We start from the raw sequence: 17,676 nt of genomic DNA, 5'->3' as shown, positions 1-17,676 counted from the left end.
CCGACCACCACCCTCTTCCCGCACACCAAAAGCCCCTCCACACCAACCGGTTTCAGCCACCCCAGACACCACACACCTCTTGCATTAAGGCTGAGGGTTTCTTAAGAACTGCCCTGTCTGTGTAGGACAGATCGTCGCTGCGGTCTCTAACGTGCGCCTGAAAGGACGGCACTGCAGTGACGATGACGACGCACAAGCTCACGGCCGGAGACGGGTATCAATACCTGATCCGGCAGGTCGCGGCTGTCGATTCCACTGCCCGCGGGCGGGCGCCGCTGATCGACTACTACTCATCGAAAGGCGAATCCCCGGGCCGCTGGATCGGTTCAGGGCTGGCGTCGCTGAAATCAGCCGGTGCCCGCCGAGCACCAGCACGTGATGTGGCCGAGCTGTGGGCCGTTCCGGAAGGTTCCCAGGTCACCGAGGCCCAAATGAAGGCGTTGTTCGGCGAGGGTTTGCACCCGAACGCCGACGCCATCACAGCCAATGAAACCGCACGCGGAGCGCGCGGCACCGCGGCGATCGACGCCGCCAAACTGGGCCGCAAGTTCTACATCCGCGACGGCGAAACCACGTTTACACGCGCCCTCGCCGTGGCTTACCGCGACCACAACGAAGAAGCCGGACTGCACTGGAACGCGCCCATCGACGCGCCCACACGCGCTGCGATCCGCACCGTTGTCGCGCGCAGAATGTTCGCCGAACAGTACGGCCGCGCGCCCTCCGACGATCGTGAACTCAGTGGTTTCATCGCGCGAGAAACCCGCGCCCGCACCACCGCAGTCGCCGGCTACGACTTGACATTTTCGCCCGTGAAGTCGGTATCGAGCTTATGGGCGATCGCGCCGCTCGACGTCGCGAGAGTCATCGAGGAATGCCATGACGCGGCGGTGGCCGATGCGCTGGCGTGGTTAGAAACGCACGCCGCGTTCACCCGCTCGGGTGCTGACGGCGTCGCGCAGGTCGACACCACCGGGCTGATCGGAGCCGCGTTCACCCATCGTGACTCGCGCGCGGGTGATCCAGACCTTCACACTCATGTGGCCATCTCCAACAAGGTCGCCACCGTCGGCGCTGACGGCGTGCTGCGCTGGCTGGCCCTTGACGGGCAGCCTGTGCACCAGTTCACCGTTGCGGCTTCCGAGCTGTACAACACGCGCCTGGAGGCCCACCTCGGACAGCGACTCCAACTGCAGTTCGCTGACGTTGTTGCCGAGGGACGCAGCAAGCGGCCGGTGCGTGAAATCGTCGGGATGTCTGCCGAGCTGATGGCCGCGTGGTCCTCGCGGCGGCTGGCGATTGAAGCTCGCACCGCTGAGCTGGCCAAGCAATTCCACGCCAGCCACGGGCGCGAACCGACTCACGTGGAAACCATCGCCCTTGCCCAACAAGCGACTCTGGAAACCCGCGAAGCCAAACACGAGCCGCGCTCATTAGCTGAACAGCGCCAGACGTGGCGCGGCCAGGCGATCGAGATCTTGGGCGGTGTGCGGGAATTGACCGCGATGCTGGGCACGGTCTTGTCCGCCTCGAGCCCGCAGCTCGAAGCTGTCGATGACCAGTGGATCGCCGCGCACGCAGCGAAAGTCATCGCTACCGTGGCCCAGTCGCGGGCGACCTGGCAACGCCACCACGTCTTAGCCGAGGCGCAGCGACTGGTCCGGTGCACCGGACATGCTGCCGACAGCTCCCTGGCCGCCAAGATCACTGACGCCGCGCTGGTCGCGCCGCTGTCGGTCCAACACATCGACGTCGATGACGGCGAAATGGGAGAGCCTGCGCAGCTGCGCCGCCGCGATGGAACCAGCGTCTACACCCGCCACGGCAGCACGACTTACACCTGCGAGGACCTGCTGGCCGCTGAGCGACGCGTCCTTGCAGCCGCCCGCCAGCTCAGCGGGCGCACCGTTGAAGACATCGACATCGAGCTGGCACTGGCTGAGTCGGCCGCACGCGGCAAACAACTCAACGAAGGCCAGGTCGCGCTGGTCGCAGAGATGGCCAGAAGTGGTCGCCGGCTGGCTTTGGCGCTTGCCCCGGCTGGTACCGGAAAGACCACCGCGATGGCCACACTCTCACATGCCTGGCGCTCCTCGGGAGGGACCATCATCGGGTTGGCCCCAACGGCGGCAGCTGCCATCGAACTCGGCGAGGATCTCTCCGCACCAACCGACACCATCGCCAAATACGTGTGGTCAACCGACACGGCCAGGGCGACAAGTCGCTCGGCCCCACCACCGTGGTTCAACAAAATCGGACGCGACACTCTCATCATCATTGACGAGGCCGGCAAAGCCGGAACACTCGAACTCGACGCGGTGATCACCCATGCCTTAGCCCGTGGCGCCAGCATCCGCCTTGTCGGTGATGACAGCCAACTCGCGTCCATCTCCGCCGGCGGCGTGCTGCGCGACATCGCCCACGAAACCGGCGCCCTGACGCTCTCTCAGCTGGTCCGCTTTGCCTCCACCGCCGAAAGCGCCGCCACCCTCGCGATCCGCAAAGGCGACCCCTCCGGACTCGGGTTCTACATCGACCACCACCGTGTACACGTCGGCGCCGACCACACCGCCGCCGACATGGCCTACACCGCGTGGGCCGCCGACCTCGACGCAGGCCGAGACTCGATTCTGCTCGCCCCCACCAACGACATCGTCGACACCCTCAACGCCCGGGCCCGACTCGATCGCCTCGCGTCTGCCGTCCCCGCAACCCTGCGCGGCCACGAAATCACCCTCTCAGACCGGCTCGCCGCCTCGCCCGGCGATTTGATCCGCACCCGCCGCAACGCCCGCTGGCTACGCATGAGCCGCACCGATTACGTCCGCAACGGCTACCGCTTCCAAATCCTGGAAACCCACAAAAACGGCAGCATTACCGCCCGCCATCTAGGCAATGGCCGAACAGTGCACCTGCCCGCCCATTACGTCAAAAAACACGTCACCTTGGGCTATGCAGCCACCATTGACTCTGCACAAGGACTCACCGCCGGACACGCTTGCCACATCGTCGGCGCGGGACATCTCACCCGCCAATTGCTCTACGTGGCACTAACTCGCGGGCGCATCGAAAACCACATCTACTTGTCCACGGCAGAATCCGACCCGCACCGAGTGCTGTCACCCAAGGCGACGCACCCCGAAACAGCCGTCGACGTCCTCACAAAGACATTGGCACGCGACGGAGCGCAAATCTCGGCCACCAGCGCCGCCCGCGAGGCCCACGACCCCTTCCTGCGGTTGGGCGCGGCCGCGGCCATGTACTACGACGCCTTGGGCGAAGCCGCACAACATCGTGCTTCGCCTGCCCTGCTGGCCCAACTGCACATCACCGCCGACCATCTCTACCCCGGTTTGACCCGAGCAGAAGCATGGCCGGTGCTGTGCAAACACCTGGCCCTCGTGGCTGCCGACGGCCGCGACCCCGCCACCACACTGACCGAGGCCGCGACAGCGGGCGAACTGTTCAGCGCCCACGACCCAGCCGCGGTGATCGACTGGCGCATTGACCCCACCGGCGGCCACTCCACCGGTATCGGCCCGCTGCGCTGGCTGCCCGCCACCCCCACCTCGCTCGCCGAGGACCCGGACTGGGGGAACTGCCTGCGCGGGCGCGCCCAGCGCGTCGCCGAGCTCGCCGACCAGATCCGCCAATCCGTCACCCAAGACTGGACACCGGCCACCGCACCGGCCTGGGCCAAACCCGTGCTGGCCGCTAACCCTCAGCTCACCGCCGAAATCGCGGTCTTCCGCGCCGCGCACCACGTGGCCGCCGAAGACACCAGCCTGCTCGGGCCGCCTCAGTACGCAGCGCGCGCCCGCGCCGTCCAGAAACTGCTCGAAAACCATGCCCAAGCAGTCGTACGCACCCAAAACCCGCACACCCGCCGCTATGAGCAGCTGATCGACTCCATCGACCCGCGCATCCGGGCCGACGGGCACTGGCCACAACTGGCCGCCCACCTCGCCGAAGCCGCCGCCAGCCGTCCCGACCTGCCCGCCCTCGTGCGCGCCGCCGCCACCGAGCGCCCACTGCCCGACGAATTGCCCGCCGCCGCCCTGTGGTGGCGCCTTGCCGGCGAACTCACCTCCACGGCCACCCTCGACACCCCCCATACCGGTCTGCGCCCCACCTGGATCGCCGACCTGCACAACGTGTTCGGGTCAGCAGCAGCTGAATCCGTCATCGCCGATCCGGCCTGGCCCGGCCTCGTCTCGGCGGTCAACGCCGCCGACCCCACCCGCTGGACCCCCGCCGACTTACTCCACGTCGCCGCCGAACACCTCGCCGATGTCGACCCCGACCACACCATCCCCGCTTACCAATACGCCCGAGCAATCACCTACACCGTCGACCTCATCGGCGGCCACCACGACCACATCGAGCACCCGCTGCCCGAACAACCCCCGCTGCACCCCGAGGAAGAAGAGCAACTTCCCCCCGACCCGCACTCCCCCAGGATCGACATGCCCGCTACCGAATTGTCCACCGAACCGTGGCATCCCGAACTTGTTGAGCCCGACCCCATCAACACCGCGCCCGACAGCGCTGAGGAACTCGGTGGCCTGGACTTCGAAGACTTACCCCGTCAACGCGGAGATGCCCCGGCCCTGCCGGCGGCTCTGCTCGACCTGACGGTCCTACGCACCGAATACCAGCAGGCGCTGGCCGACCACGACGCGCTGCATGCCCGCGCCAAGATTGGCGACGGACCCGCCATGCGCCAAGCCACCCCCCGCATCCGCGAACTGCGCCAACGCGCCGACGCCGACCGCCCCTACCTGATCGCACTGCATGACGTCACGGCCCAATGGGCCGACGCTGAAGCCGAATACGAGGCAGCAGAGGCCGACGTCGACTGGGCCCGCGACCAGCTCGCCAAGCTGCAGTCGCAACCCGATGTCGACCCGCTTGACCTCGCGTGGGCCAAATTCGACGTCCGGCTGCGCCTCATGGCCCTACCCGACACCACCCCCGCAGAACGCTACCAAGCTGCGCTGCGCGAAGCGCTCGCTGCGCGTGCCCAAGCCGCAGGCGGCGCCGAGCGCGTCATCAGCGGCGCCGACGTCGACAACCTCCTAGCCGCCGTACGTTCGGAGGACGATCGCGCCGTCCTGGCGGCCCGACGTCGCTGCACCCAGCTGCGCCGCGACCTCGATCGCGCCGAACTCGCGGCAGCCGCCGCCTTCGCGGCCGCCGAAACCCGTTCAGCCGAGCACATCACCGCCCAACTCGACCACCTGGCTACCGAGCTACGTGTCCTGCAAGCCGCCAGCCGCTTCCAACCCCACCGCTCGCTCAACATCGCCCCCAGCGCCGTCACCGACCTCTCCCCCACCGCCGCGGCCGCCATCACCAACACCGCCAGGCTGCCCTTCGCGGTCACCGTCGTGCATGCCCAGCCCGGCGCCGAACGCCGCGCCGCTTTGCACACGCTGCGCAGCGCAGCGGCATCGGCTGACCGCAGAGTGCTCTGGTGCAGCCCTACCAGAGACCAAGCCGAAGGCGCCGTCGCCGACGAGCTCGCCGACACCGCAGCCACCATCACCGACGCCCATGCCGGCATCACCGGCAAGCAGCACCCCGAGCTACCCCCCGGCAGTCTCCTCATCGTCGATGACGCCGCCAGCGCAGACCCCGCGGTCATCGCTGACCTCGCCGAACACGCCGCAGCTACCCAGTCCGGCCTCATCCTGCTCGACACCACCAGCCCAACCTGGCCCCCCAAGCCTGCCCAGCGGCTCCTGCAACTCCTCGACACCGAACTACCGTGGACCACCGCCATCGGCGCACCCCCGGACTCGGCCATCCTCGGCCGCCTACGCGCGCCCGACCTCGACCCCGCACTTATCCAGGCGCAGCGCCTGCACCCAGCCCTGCTCGACGAACAGCTTCGCGAACACCTCAACCACGCACACCAACTCCGCAACACAATCCGCGCGGCCTACCAACGTCACCTCGAGGCCACCTGGCTGCGCGACCGCGGCCACCACCCAGAGCACGACGCCCGAGACATCGGAATCCCGGACTAATCAAAAGGACGGCGCCGGTTCAATTCTCAAAACGCGGATGTCAGCGTTGTCCACGGTCCAGACCACCAGCCAGTTTGCGCCCGCGGTGGCCGCGACTGTCCTCGCCCACGTCACTGGCGTCGTCAGGAACTGGATCGCCCCGACCCGATGATCCTGCGGTGACTGCGCAAGAGACCGCAGGATGGTCGCGACCGCGGCGCGCACCTGCCCCTCGTAGGCCTGCGTACTGAGACACAGCGACCTCCACCGGTCGGCGGCCTCGGGGTCGAACGTGAGCGCCACAGGTGCTCCTCTTGGGTTGGGACCAACGCGCACCAACCCTATACCCTGGTGCCCTTTTACCCCCAAACCCTCCTGCCGTATTGGACTTGATGGGTTTAACCCGATAAGTTTAATTATCAGCGCGCTGTCATATACGGGAGGACTTCGTGGACTTGATTGAGGTGGACAACCGCCGACGGATCACTCTGCCCAAGAGCGCACAATACGACCTGTATATGGTGTCGACCAGCCCTGACGGCACAATCACCCTAACTCCGGCGGTTGTGCGATCCGCCCTCGAAGACGCGCTTCGACGACGTCCCGGGTATATGGAGAAGCTTGAGCGCGATGCTGCGGACCCGACTCGCGCCGTTCGGTTCGAGGACTGGGAGCATCCCGGGAAGGCTTGAACCTGAGGTCGACCCTCTGAGGACCGCCGCATTAGCGTCCTTTGCGTAGGACGTGCACTCTCGGTTTAGGGGCAATCAACGGGGCACCTTCGGGGCCCTTGATGTAGTCGCCAATGTAGCGAGGCTTCCGCCAACTGTGATTTGGCCCGTACGCCTGCTGACGCCAATGTCCGGTTACCGGAAAGCGATGCGTGTAACCACGTCCGGAAGCAGCCGCGCTGGGCTCAGACGTTGCGGCCCGGGCCCGCAGCTCGACGAGCGTCACCGTAGACGGTGCTCGCGCCGGCCCCACGGTTGGCGCGTCGCCATCGAGAGCATCGTCTGGGCCCGACAGTGGCTGTGCTGACCGTCCGATAACGCGGGTTTGGGTTACGTTCGCCTCGGCCATGAGCAGCCAAGCGGCGCCGACAGCGCTAATGAAGGGATGCGCCTGTTCAGAGCCGGTGGCTTCCTCGGTGCGCGGCACATCGCGGTTGATGAAGATGCTTTGCGCCGCCCACACGGGTGAGGTGGTGCCGGCGAGGCGCAGTATGTCGAGGTCTTGGTCCTGGCGTGAGAACGGCACCAGTTGAAGCAGGTTGTTCTCTGGCCGGTCCCACCACCACACTCCATCCCACGGGAGCTCGGTGATCGTCGAGGTGAGCCCGCTCAATCCGAGGTGGGTATGTCCGGGCGTGTTGAGGTCGGCTTCGACCGCCTCTGGCCGCAGGAGCCCGGAGGACACGGTGCCCGCTGATCTGGCCCAACACAACAGGCCGACGGGAGACGGTAGGGCAGCCGCCGGCGTCCACTCAGGTAGGGAACCAGCTGCCCGGCGCACGACGTCGACCATGTCGCGCGACACCCAGTACAGTTCGGCGCCGCGCAACGCGTTGGCTTCCGCACTGATCGTTGGCGCAATGGACTCGAACTTCGCCACGAGCCGTTGAACCTTCCGTACCGCCGCAGGGTCGGCGGCCGCCGGACTGTTCGGCGGAGGCGGGACCTTGTACTGGTCGAACGAGATCTCAGCAACCGCGTCAAGCGCGTTGCACCACTGGCGGCGAATGACGGGAACGCTGGTCGCCGCCCACGGCGCCGCGGTGCGCCGCCGACTCACCGTCGCCTCCAGGCGGACCGGGCGCACACCAAACTGCTCATGACGACCATTTTTTCATGCGGTTACTGTTGACCTTCTCCCGCGACTGAAGATCGCAGGATACAGCGCACTGGGTTATCAGCCCCCAGCGGTCTATGCCGTCGCCTGCACCCACCGACGTCGCACGAGGAGGACCGTCAACCCCAGGCTGCACAGTGAGCGTCGAAATCCGGTAGCGCGGTGGAGTGCTGGCTCGCGATACTGGCCGAGTGACACCGATCCGGGACCACACCCAATCGTTGGAGGTCGAGTTTTGCACCACCGTAGACCGTGTGGATCGTGATTGGCTTTGGCAAGAACTGATCGACCATGCCTACTGGGCCAAGTACCGCACTCGTGACATGTTCGAACAGCAACTCCACACTGCCTGGCGGGTGGTCGGCGCATACGACGCCGTTGACGGCCGGATGGTGGGTTTCGCGCGGGCGTTCTCCGACGGTGCCGCCGTCGCCTACCTAGCCGACGTGTACGTCCATCGCCGCGAGCGCGGTCGCGGCGTCGGCACCGGAATTCTGCGGGTCATGATCGATGAGGGCCCTGGTCGTGACTTCCGATGGATGCTGCACACCAACGATGCACACGCCGTCTACGCCAAGTTCGGTTTCACCGCAGCTGACTCCACATTCATGCAGCGCGACTTCCGCCTACCGGATGTACGGACCTGAGCAAAGAAATTCCCGCTGTGATCGCCCGCTTCCCCGCTACGCTGCAACCGGAACGACCAAACCGACTCTCGCAAGTCGCGTGGACCAATTCCTGGGGTCCGGTCACCACACCTACGACAACGGCCCGCTACGCGGACCAAGAGACGGGATCGGCTTCACCCCGCGGGGATCGGTCAACTCTCTCCGATCATTCATCTACGGCGGAAAGTTCTTGCAGCAGTTCGTTGTCTATCTCCACCTGATAGGAAGGCACCCACTGGCCGAGTACCACCGTGCGATTGAGATGTTTGGTTCCGGCAAGTAACCGGCGCCGGGCGCGGCCATCGTCGGCCGCGCCTGTGGCCTCGATGATCGCGTTGGCTCGTTGGCACAGATCCACCGCGATGCTCCACACAGCCTCAGCGGAGGGGCTCTGTCGCCGAGCGAGGGGAATCGACCTCGCAAGCGCAGTGATCCGGTCCCGTTCTGCACCAAGTGATTCGAGCAGTTGGTGCGCGTAAAGATCCCGAAACGCCTCGGACCGCGACACCAAATGCGGCTCAAGGGTGGAGCCAATATTTAGCTCCGCTGGACCCCCATCTTCCTCGTACAGGATGCAGTTGGCAGCGTAGGTCCAAACGAGTGTCACGTCTTCGCCGTTAATCGCGTCGCCCATAGCCGTCCTTCACCGAAATCGGATCTAATAGATGTCCGCCGCAGAGCGACACTGACCAGCACCCTAAGACCTCAGGTGTCGGTTTCTCTACCACCGCGCCCAACTTCGACAGCAGGCAAGTTAGTCGAGGTGCTGGAGGGGGCGACATCCATGTGCTTGTGACTTCTCCGGCCGCTGGAAGCGACCGGCCTCTTTTACGCCGCGGTTGCGGTGCGGCCAGTCCAGCCCGGAGTATGTTGCCGTGCGGCATGTTCGTCTGCCGGCGCAGTGGCCGCACCGTTGGCAGAGGAATTCCCCGCTTGGCTGACGCGATTCTCGGGTGCTGCGTGACCGCAGCACTCACACCTGTCGGAGGTGTGCCGGGGGTTGACACGTGTGGGCGGTTCAGGGCGTCACAAGCTCAAGGGACAGCAGGACGTCGTTGAGGGCGGCGTCCATGTCGGCTTGCGTGATCGTGCTGATGCTGCCCAGGTCGGCGGTGAGTAGGTCCACGGTGGGATCGGCGGCGATGCGGGCCTTGGCTTTTCGCAGGGCTTGTTCGATGACCGTTCGTGCGAATCGGCCATTGGCGGCGACGTCGATGAGCATCTGCGGCTCGCCGGGTCGTGTACTTGGGGTGTTGCATAGCCACTCCGCTGTGCTGCTGAAGCGTTTGAGGGCGGCGGGTTCCATGGCCACGTGGAACCGCGCGGCGAAGAGCTCAGCGATCCTTACTAGGTCGTCGGTGTCGCATGAGGTGAATTCGAGCTGAAACGGGAATCGTGACCGCAGACCGGGGTTGGCGCTTAAGAGTCGGTTCATCGGGCTGGCGTAGCCGGCCATGGCGATCATGGTGTCGTGTCGGTGATCCTCGGCCCACTTCATGATGACGTCGACGGCGATATGGCCGAAATCGCGTTCGTTGTCGGGTTTGTACAGTTCGGGTGCCTCGTCGATGAACAATGCGCAGCCCTTGGCCGCTTCCAGAATCGCTGAAGTTCTCTTCTCGGTGCCACCGATGTGCTCGTCGACAAGATCCTTGCGCGAGACTTCGATGAATTCGGGTGATTCGAGGATGCCCAGGCCGAAATACATCTCGCAAATCAGCCGTGCTATCGAGGTTTTCGCGGTTCCCGGCGGGCCGACCAGAGTCATGTGCAAGGTGTCACGCTCGCCGATCTGCACGCCGCGTTCGGCCATCTTCTGGTCGTAGACCTTGACGAACTTGAGTTCCTTGACGTGCTCTTTGACGCGGCGCAGCCCGATGAATTCGTCGAGCTCGCGTTCGGCGCGCTCGAGGACGCGTACGGCTTCTTTGCGTTGCTCGGCCCTGCGCAGGTCAGCGACGCTGGGCCCGGAATTGGGATCCCACCGGTTGGAGCGGGCTTCAATGACATCGGGGGTAGTCACGGTCACGCCATAGGTGGGGTCATCGAGGGCGGCGGCGGCGTCGGGGCGCAGCTGGCCGTCGACGCTGGCTGCGCTGAATTCTTTGCGGGCGGACGCCTCGTCCCCCATTGCGCGGTGGCACAGCCCGCGATACAGGGCCGCCTCAGCCAGGAGGTGGGAAGTATCGACGCTCTGGGCGAGTCTGGCCTGCTCGGCTTGCGTCACGACGGACGTCAATGTGGCCATCGCGGCCTCGAACTGACCGAGCGAGGTTTGGGCGATTCCCTTGAGTAGGCGGGTGGCGGTCTCCACGATGCCGCCGCTGGTTGCCGAGCTCTGCGAGGTCCAGTCCAGCACGTCGGTCCAGCGGCGCGTTAGGAAGAACATGGTGGCCCCGACGAAGCGGTGGATCTGGGCCTGGGCCGGTTCGATGGTCAGGTCGACCTCGTCGAGGAGCTTCTCGGCCTGATCGTAGTCGCCCTGGCTCACCAGTGTCGCCGCGTAGGCGAGAGTGACCCCGGTGGGGGTGTACGGGTAGAGATCAATGAGGAATGGCGTTGCCACCGTGGGCGCCAACGCTGAATCGGCTAGGCCGACCCGGCGCGTTTCGCGGTGCAACGTTGAGAGCGCGTCGTAGGCGCCGCGCAAGGTGTCAGGGGTGACATCGCCCGCGTATGCCAACCCCATCCAGGCGTCGCACATGCCGGGATCCATGTCAGTGGCTTGGGTGAAGGCTTCGCGTGCCCCCGGGAAGTCGGCCTGGCCCTCACCAAAGCCCAGGCGGCTGATTCCCATGTCGAAGTATTCACGGGCGCTCACTTGCGATCATCCCTTGGTCGTGGTCGAGGTGGTGACGGAAATTCTACGGGCGAATCAGACACCTCGGCCGGTCGCTGCTGCTCAAATGACATATCCAGGGGCAGGTCGGGGTCCTCATCGGGATTTGCCGACGGTGACGCTTGGTGGCGTCCTGCGCCCTGCTGCATGGGCCTGCGCGGATGGCTGGGCAGGGCAGGCAATCCCTCTGAGGGGACCATCGACACCGGGTCGCCGTGATCTGACCCGCCAGGGTGGCCGTTGCTCGACGTGGTCAACCCTGGCGGGTGCTGGCCGTAGTCGCTACTCGGATCACCTGGTTCACGCGCGGGGTCTGAGCCGTTGCGGGCATGGTGTCGGCGCGCGTGCTGGACGGTCTTTTCGGCGATGACGGCAGGAATCACCAGCTCTGGGGCGGCGGCCGCGCCGACACCTTCTGCTGCGGCTGCGCCGCCGGCGCCCTCGGCCGCGGTCGTTGCCGCGTCGCGTGCTCCAGCTTTTTCTGCAGCACCCCTTGTGGCGGTTTGCGCCGTGTGGGCTGCGGTGCTCTGGTCTGGGCCATGCACCCGGCTGGGTCGCGGTTTGATGGCGTCAAAGCCCGGAGTTGAGATGTCGGCATCGCTCTCGGCGCTGTCGTCGTCACCGGTTTGCTCGCCCTCACCGCGCCGCGCGGCCCGGCGGAACAAGCCCCGCGTCTTGCGGCCCGCCTCGGCGTATTCGTTGTACTCCTCGCGCGCGGCGGCGCTGGTCGAGCGCCACGCCCCGCTCAGGTGGTGGCCGATGGTGCCCAGGCTGTCTGTGTAGAAGTGCTTGTCGATGTAGTGGAACAAGAAGATGCCGACGACCGAGCCCAGGCTGACCAGTAACAGTCGCGGTACCACCGTGGCGCCGCCGTGCCCGAGTTGAGGGGTCGTTAGCGCCCACCCCATCCCCACCGCGCTCAACGCCAAAAAGACGGTGAAGATCATCATTTCGACCCCATGTAACAACACTTGCGAGACGCAGCGCATGGCGTATTGCTTTCCGCGCACCCAACCGGTCATGCCCACCATCGCCGCAGGGACCACGACGATGCAGTAATAGGTGGCTTTGGCGCCGACCAGCATGGTGCTCATGCCGACGTACCAGATGAAAAGGCCGATCCAGAAAGCGGCGAACAAGAAGAACAGTCCGAGCACAAAGTCGTTGGCACCCATCTGTTGGGCGTGTGCCAACGCTTGGGGCGCTCCGCAACTGGCCATCGCGTGCGCGGGGCCAGGTCCTTGGCTGTGTGCGGCCAAGATCGCCTGTGACCATGCGTGCCGGCAGGTGCCCACATCATCGACGACCATGCCGAAGTTCTGCAATTGCAGAGCGGGGCGCGCCGTGGAGGAGATCAGCTGTGCCAGCAGCGCGTCGAGTTGGGCATCCAATGACTGGCCCGGAGCGTAGGAGGCCTGGCGGGCGTCCTGGGCGATCTGAAAGCCCGTAGCGCGGCCCATCCCCAACAGGCCGTGCTCGCTGACCAAATCGTCGATGGGGTCACGGAACACCGTCCAGACCAAAGCAGAAAGCACCGCGGCGGTACCCAGCATGTTGCGCGCTTGCGCTGGCTGGCCGCGCTGCTGGTGATATCCCGCCAACACCACGCAGATGGCGATTGCCAGCGGTCCCAGCCACATCTGGTTGACGAGCATGGTGACTGCGGCGTAAGTGGGGCGCCCGATTTGCACGAGGGCCAGCAGCCAGGCACTGGACATCGCAAAGCGCAGGAACCACAACGCAATCCCGATGGCGAACACCACAAGAGCGGCTTCGTTAGTCAGCCACCACGCGGCGGTGCCGTGCGAGATCGCGGTCTGGGTGGCGTTGACGATCCACGACCCCCACGATTCGGGATCGAACGCGCTGACGTGTTGGCCGTTGTTGAGCGTGGCTTCTGTGGTGTCGACCATCGACAGGAAGTAGTCAGCGACCGGTACGTTATCCAAATCGTGCAGCCCGGTCCACCCCAATGCGGCGGCACCGACTGCAGCGGAGGCTCTCGGTGCGGCGATCACTGCCCACAAGCACAGCACGTAGACACCGGTCATGGCGCCGATCACACGGCGCAACCGCGGATGCAGCGCTAGCCAGACTGCCAGGGAATCGTTGGCGGTCATGCGATCACCGTCGCGGTGCTGTCGAAGGCGCGTGCCTGCTCTTGGGTCGGCGCACCGAAGAACTGGACCCGTGCCGGACGCCCTAGTTCGTCGACCAGGAATCCCTCGCCGAGGCGGGAGCGATCGACCGCGCCCGCCTCCAAGATATCGCCTCCCCACTCTCCGCGATCAGCGAAGACGTCTTCATCAGCGGTGGAGCCTGGACTGGTGTCCTCACTGAGTGCACTGACGAACTCGGGATACATGTCGGGGTCGATACGCGCCCACTTCAGTGTGGCGTAGGCCAGTTGCGGGTCTTGCACACGAAAGATCCACTTCTGGGTGACGAATTCATCGCCCATACGGGCAAGATCTCGGAAATCTTGTGTGATGAACCAGATTCCGCTGGCGTGCTTGCGGCCCCGGCGCGTGAACTTGTGCGCAACGCGCGCTGTGGTCGGAAAGGCAAGCAGTTCGGCGCACTCCTCGAAGATCATGATGTCGAAGACGTCGAGGCGATCGAACATGTAGCGCTGCTCGAGCTCAATGAGGAGCCCATAAATGGCCATGCCAGCACGCTGGGTCCCGGATAGTTTGGCGTAAAGATCAGCGTTGGCCAGATCCTCGCTGTTGGGCAACCCCAGGTTGCCCGTGAGGTAGACCGTCGCTGGTGAGTCTTCTGGCCGGTAGGGCGGCAAGTGATCATCGAACAGGCCAGGAAAATCCTCTTGTGCTGTCTCTAGGCGTAGCAGCAACTCATCGTTATCGGCGTCCGGCTGTGACCGCAGGTAGTCCAGCAGCGCCCGGTGACTGGTAATCCCGTGGGCGGCCCGATTGTCGGGCCGCAGCAGCCGTCGATATCGTTTGGCCAGGAGGCTGTCGTAGGACAGTCCGATCCAGGGCAAGATGTGTGCGGCCGCGATGCGCCCTGCCAGATGGGCCGGGAAGATCACCAGCGGGTCATACAGGAACTGCGGAGTTGTGGGATCGATGAAGCGCACTCCCTCGATCGGGGTGAGCGCGCGTTTCCATTCGGCGATCGTGTCGGGCTCGAACACCACCACCCGCCCGCCCCGCAGAATCAGTTCATAGGCCGACAATTTCGTGCGGTTGGACTTCCCGCCGCCGGGGTCTCCGACAACTGCTAGACCGGTGTTCTTATTGCGGCGCGCGGTTCCTTCGGGATCGTGCAGGATGATTGCCGGGCGCATCGAGGTCTGGTCGATGGCCAGCGCACTGCCCCTGACGTTGCCGACGCGTCCAGAAATCAACGGCAAGAACAACGACCACTTATGTGCGCTGGTGGGATTGCGGAATTCGTCGAGCGGGCAGGCATTTTCACTCCCCGTGTTGAACGCCTTCCACAGCAGCGCCTGGGCTCCGCGGTGACGTTTGACAGCAATACCGACTGTGTCGAGCTCCTGGCGGACCTGCTTGACCGCGTCCTCAAGGATCTGCGGGGAGTCGGCCCCGACAGCGATGACCACCGTGTGGTCGAGCTCGCGCTCTGCGGGATTGCCGTTCAGATGTGAGGTGTAAGCCCGGGTGCGCGCGAGTTTGCGTGGCAGTTCGTCGTTTTCGGCGCCGCGGTGCCCGCGCTGGCGCATCTGATCCTTGATGTTCTTGGTGTAGCGGAAGTTTCGGGCCTGCGCATCCTGGGGTGTGCGAATATAGATATGTTGGGTCCATTCAATACTGGCCGCAGTGTTCACGTTGAGCAGCGCATGCAAATACGACGCGCGCGGAAAGGCCAGCCCTGTCTCGGGGAAGTGCTCCACAGTCAAAAATGTCTGATAACTCGACCGGCGGTGGGGGTCGTCGGGATAGTAGACGCGGACCATTGGCTTGAAACTCGGCCGCCACCACGATCGTTGGGCGTTGTCTCCCTCGTCGAACGCGATCGGAGCGAAGTCGTCAGCACACAGCGAGGCAGGGCCGGCGTTGGTCGGTGGTATCGGCTCATGGATGACACCGAGCATCGCCCGATGCCGCCGGTACCAGTGAATTTGGGCCGGACTGGCCGGGCGGACGTGGAACTCGTCAGGCAAAGCGCTACAGATCTCGCGGGCCACGCTCGCATAGTGCTGAATCGACGTGTTCGAGTCTTTGTCGCGTCCGCTGACCCAATCCCACACACGTCTGCCTTGTCCGAGCGGAGTACGGCCCGCGGCGCCGGCGTCGACAGGCACTGTGAGCCAAAAACGAGGCCGCACCGGCCCGCGGTATCCGTTGCTGATCCATTTGTTGGCATCAGCGATGATTGGCACCCAGTGCTTGCACTGGCGGATCCAGGCCGAATTGGTGGTGTGCGGACCCACCATAGCCCGCAGGATGGCGTTTTGGTCTTCGGCGACCAAAAGGCCGCGGACTTGGGAGCCTGAGGGCAAGTAGCGTCCCAGGTTGCGGGTCAGGCGCGCGGCTCGACGGTGGACGTCGAGCGAGCGCATGTTGACCGACAAGCCGTCGATCAGGAACTCGGCGTAGACACCTCCGGCAGTGAAGACCAGATTGCCTTCGACACGTTCAGGAGGGTCAAAGCTGGAGTCGGCACGGAAGCGCCGGTCGGTGCGACGCGGCACGGAGGTGACCAGGTGAGGGGGCCGGACCGTGTTGCGGGCAAAGATGACCCGGGTGGACAACGAGGGTCGGCCTTTAGGCAGCAGCAGCCGCATCAGCCCCACGGTTACGACACACAGCACCGCGCCGGCGGCCAGGATCGGCAAGGTGGTGCCGGCGGGCTGGCTGTCGACCCACAGCAGGGTGGGTCCAGCGATCGCGGCGATGGCTACCCATTCGATCCCGCGATAAGGGCCGCCGGGCCACTCCTGGCCCGGAGCGGCTTCCCCGATCTGGATGTCGATGTCGCGGATGCCCGACCATGCTTCGGCCTTCTCTACCGGTCGTGGTGGGGCAACCGGTGCTGTGGTCACCATCCGCGGGTGTTGGAGTGGCCGACGCTGCCGGGCAGGTGCTCAAATTCCTGATTGCCGCGCTGATACAGCCCCACGATGTGTGCCACGACAACCGCCAAGGCGACACCGCCTGCGATTGCCGACAATCCGGCGCCGGTACCGCGCTTCCAGTGGTCTCTCATGCCGCGCACGATGCCACTGCCCAAGAAATATGTGCCGCCGACAGCCACGATGATGTAGAGCACCTCGTGGCTCATGTTGATGACCCCGGCCCCAGCAGCCATGTTGATGGTGTGGCTAGCCAGGACTGGGATGGAATACGAACCGATCACGGTGATTACCTCTTTCTCTGAATCCTCAGCGGCGCCTAGTTCCGCGGGGCCACCGTCGTGGGAACCGGGGTAGGTGTGGCATCGGCCAACACCGGGATGGCGTCGATCTGGGCGACAAACCAGGTGCCGCCCACCGATCGCAGCGTCAGCGAGTACGACAGCGACACCAGCGTGTAGTCCGGTCTGCGCGCCGACACATCGATGTGCGCCGCCAATTCGCTGTTATCCGTCGGCGCATCAGAGGGATTGGTGTCGACCTGGGCGGCAGTCACCGAGGCAGACGAGTAGGACCCGACGGGCGTGACGCCTGAGTCGGTGGTGATAAACCGTTCCAGGCCGCCCGAGGTGGTAAGAAACGCTGTCGCAAACCCGGACAGCATCGTGAACAGCGGGCTGTTGGCGGCGATCGTCACTGAATAGCCCAGGGGCACAATAGCGCCCGGCGGCGGCGGATCAACCCTGCTGATGCGATCAAGAGCCTGCATGCCCTTATCCCGGTACACCGCGACCGGTAGTTGGTAAAAGGCCGTGATCGGCGGCGCTGAAGGGTAGGGCTGCTCGTCGATCTGCACCTTCACGCTGTAAAGGACCATGTCGTTGGAGGCGTCCTTGCGCTTTGATGCCCACGCCGTGGGATTGGACACCGTCATCGACGAGGTGGTGGGCAATTCGTACTTTTGTCCGCCGGGAAAACACCGCGTGAGATTGCTCGCGCCCGAAGCGGTTCCAACGAGAAGGCCCCGTACGCAATTGACGGCGAACGCCTTCACCGGGTCGGTCTCGTTGATCACCTCGCGAGCCACGGCCGCCACGGGCGGCGGCTCAGGAGGAAACACGAACCGCCACAGCAACGCGATCCCGTTGATCGACGAGCTCGCCACCAGAATCACCAGGGACACCCGCCCGGCGCCATGGCCCAGCACCGTGAGGCGCTGCTTCCATACCTTGCTGATCTTCAGCATGTCGT

10 protein-coding genes are annotated in these 17,676 nt (G+C 65.0%); 2 read left to right on the top strand and 8 right to left on the bottom strand.

Annotation, left to right across the window (positions count from 1 at the left end):
* The first annotated feature begins 182 nt into the window (after positions 1-182).
* Positions 183-6,032: a MobF family relaxase gene (mobF, locus tag SKC41_RS29935; RefSeq protein ID WP_330981335.1), complete on the top strand. Its 5,850-nt coding sequence runs from the start codon at positions 183-185 to the stop codon at positions 6,030-6,032.
* Here the strand turns inward: mobF and SKC41_RS29930 are convergent, their stop codons facing one another.
* The gene (locus SKC41_RS29930; protein ID WP_330981317.1) at positions 6,033-6,314 is read right to left on the bottom strand and encodes a hypothetical protein; all 282 of its coding nucleotides are present in this window, start codon (positions 6,312-6,314) and stop codon (positions 6,033-6,035) included. It abuts the gene before it with no gap.
* Positions 6,315-6,734: 420 nt separating this feature from the next.
* Positions 6,735-7,829, bottom strand: coding sequence for a hypothetical protein (locus SKC41_RS29925; RefSeq protein ID WP_330981316.1), 1,095 nt, complete (start codon positions 7,827-7,829; stop codon positions 6,735-6,737).
* 284 nt (positions 7,830-8,113) lie between these two features.
* Here SKC41_RS29925 and SKC41_RS29920 point away from each other — a divergent pair, with 284 nt between their 5' ends.
* On the top strand, positions 8,114-8,506 hold the full coding sequence (locus SKC41_RS29920) for a GNAT family N-acetyltransferase (RefSeq protein WP_330981315.1): 393 nt from the start codon (positions 8,114-8,116) through the stop codon (positions 8,504-8,506).
* Between the two features lie 187 nt (positions 8,507-8,693).
* Here the strand turns inward: SKC41_RS29920 and SKC41_RS29915 are convergent, their stop codons facing one another.
* The 6 genes from SKC41_RS29915 to SKC41_RS29890 all read right to left on the bottom strand — a co-directional run bounded on the left by SKC41_RS29915 (position 8,694) and on the right by SKC41_RS29890 (position 17,671).
* Entirely contained in the window at positions 8,694-9,161 is a 468-nt protein-coding gene (locus SKC41_RS29915; RefSeq protein WP_330981314.1) for a hypothetical protein, read from the bottom strand.
* A gap of 384 nt (positions 9,162-9,545) precedes the next feature.
* Positions 9,546-11,348 (bottom strand): AAA family ATPase, encoded by a 1,803-nt coding sequence (locus SKC41_RS29910; RefSeq protein ID WP_330981313.1) that lies wholly within the window; start codon positions 11,346-11,348, stop codon positions 9,546-9,548.
* Positions 11,345-13,486: a hypothetical protein gene (locus tag SKC41_RS29905; protein WP_330981312.1), complete on the bottom strand. Its 2,142-nt coding sequence runs from the start codon at positions 13,484-13,486 to the stop codon at positions 11,345-11,347. Before SKC41_RS29905 ends, SKC41_RS29910 begins: the two co-directional genes overlap by 4 nt.
* Positions 13,483-16,398: an ATP-binding protein gene (locus SKC41_RS29900; protein ID WP_330981311.1), complete on the bottom strand. Its 2,916-nt coding sequence runs from the start codon at positions 16,396-16,398 to the stop codon at positions 13,483-13,485. The genes SKC41_RS29905 and SKC41_RS29900 overlap by 4 nt, the downstream gene beginning before the upstream one ends.
* Complete coding sequence (locus SKC41_RS29895; RefSeq protein ID WP_330981310.1) at positions 16,392-16,709, bottom strand: hypothetical protein; 318 nt, start codon at positions 16,707-16,709, stop codon at positions 16,392-16,394. Before SKC41_RS29895 ends, SKC41_RS29900 begins: the two co-directional genes overlap by 7 nt.
* A gap of 35 nt (positions 16,710-16,744) precedes the next feature.
* Positions 16,745-17,671: a hypothetical protein gene (locus SKC41_RS29890; protein ID WP_330981309.1), complete on the bottom strand. Its 927-nt coding sequence runs from the start codon at positions 17,669-17,671 to the stop codon at positions 16,745-16,747.
* Positions 17,672-17,676: the final 5 nt, after the last annotated feature.

The organism is Mycobacterium sp. 050128, from assembly GCF_036409155.1.
In the GTDB taxonomy this organism is placed as follows: Bacteria; Actinomycetota; Actinomycetes; order Mycobacteriales; family Mycobacteriaceae; genus Mycobacterium.
Note: the sequence above shows the minus strand (reverse complement) of the source record. Positions and strands in the feature narration are given on the sequence as shown.

What these genes read in the sequence shown, in the direction of transcription:
- mobF (WP_330981335.1), top strand. Translation starts at nt 183, where the DNA reads ATGACGACGCACAAGCTCACGGCCGGAGACGGGTATCAATACCTGATC.
- SKC41_RS29915 (WP_330981314.1), bottom strand. Translation starts at nt 9,161, where the DNA reads ATGGGCGACGCGATTAACGGCGAAGACGTGACACTCGTTTGGACCTAC.
- SKC41_RS29905 (WP_330981312.1), bottom strand. Translation starts at nt 13,486, where the DNA reads ATGACCGCCAACGATTCCCTGGCAGTCTGGCTAGCGCTGCATCCGCGG.
- SKC41_RS29900 (WP_330981311.1), bottom strand. Translation starts at nt 16,398, where the DNA reads ATGGTGACCACAGCACCGGTTGCCCCACCACGACCGGTAGAGAAGGCC.
- SKC41_RS29890 (WP_330981309.1), bottom strand. Translation starts at nt 17,671, where the DNA reads ATGCTGAAGATCAGCAAGGTATGGAAGCAGCGCCTCACGGTGCTGGGC.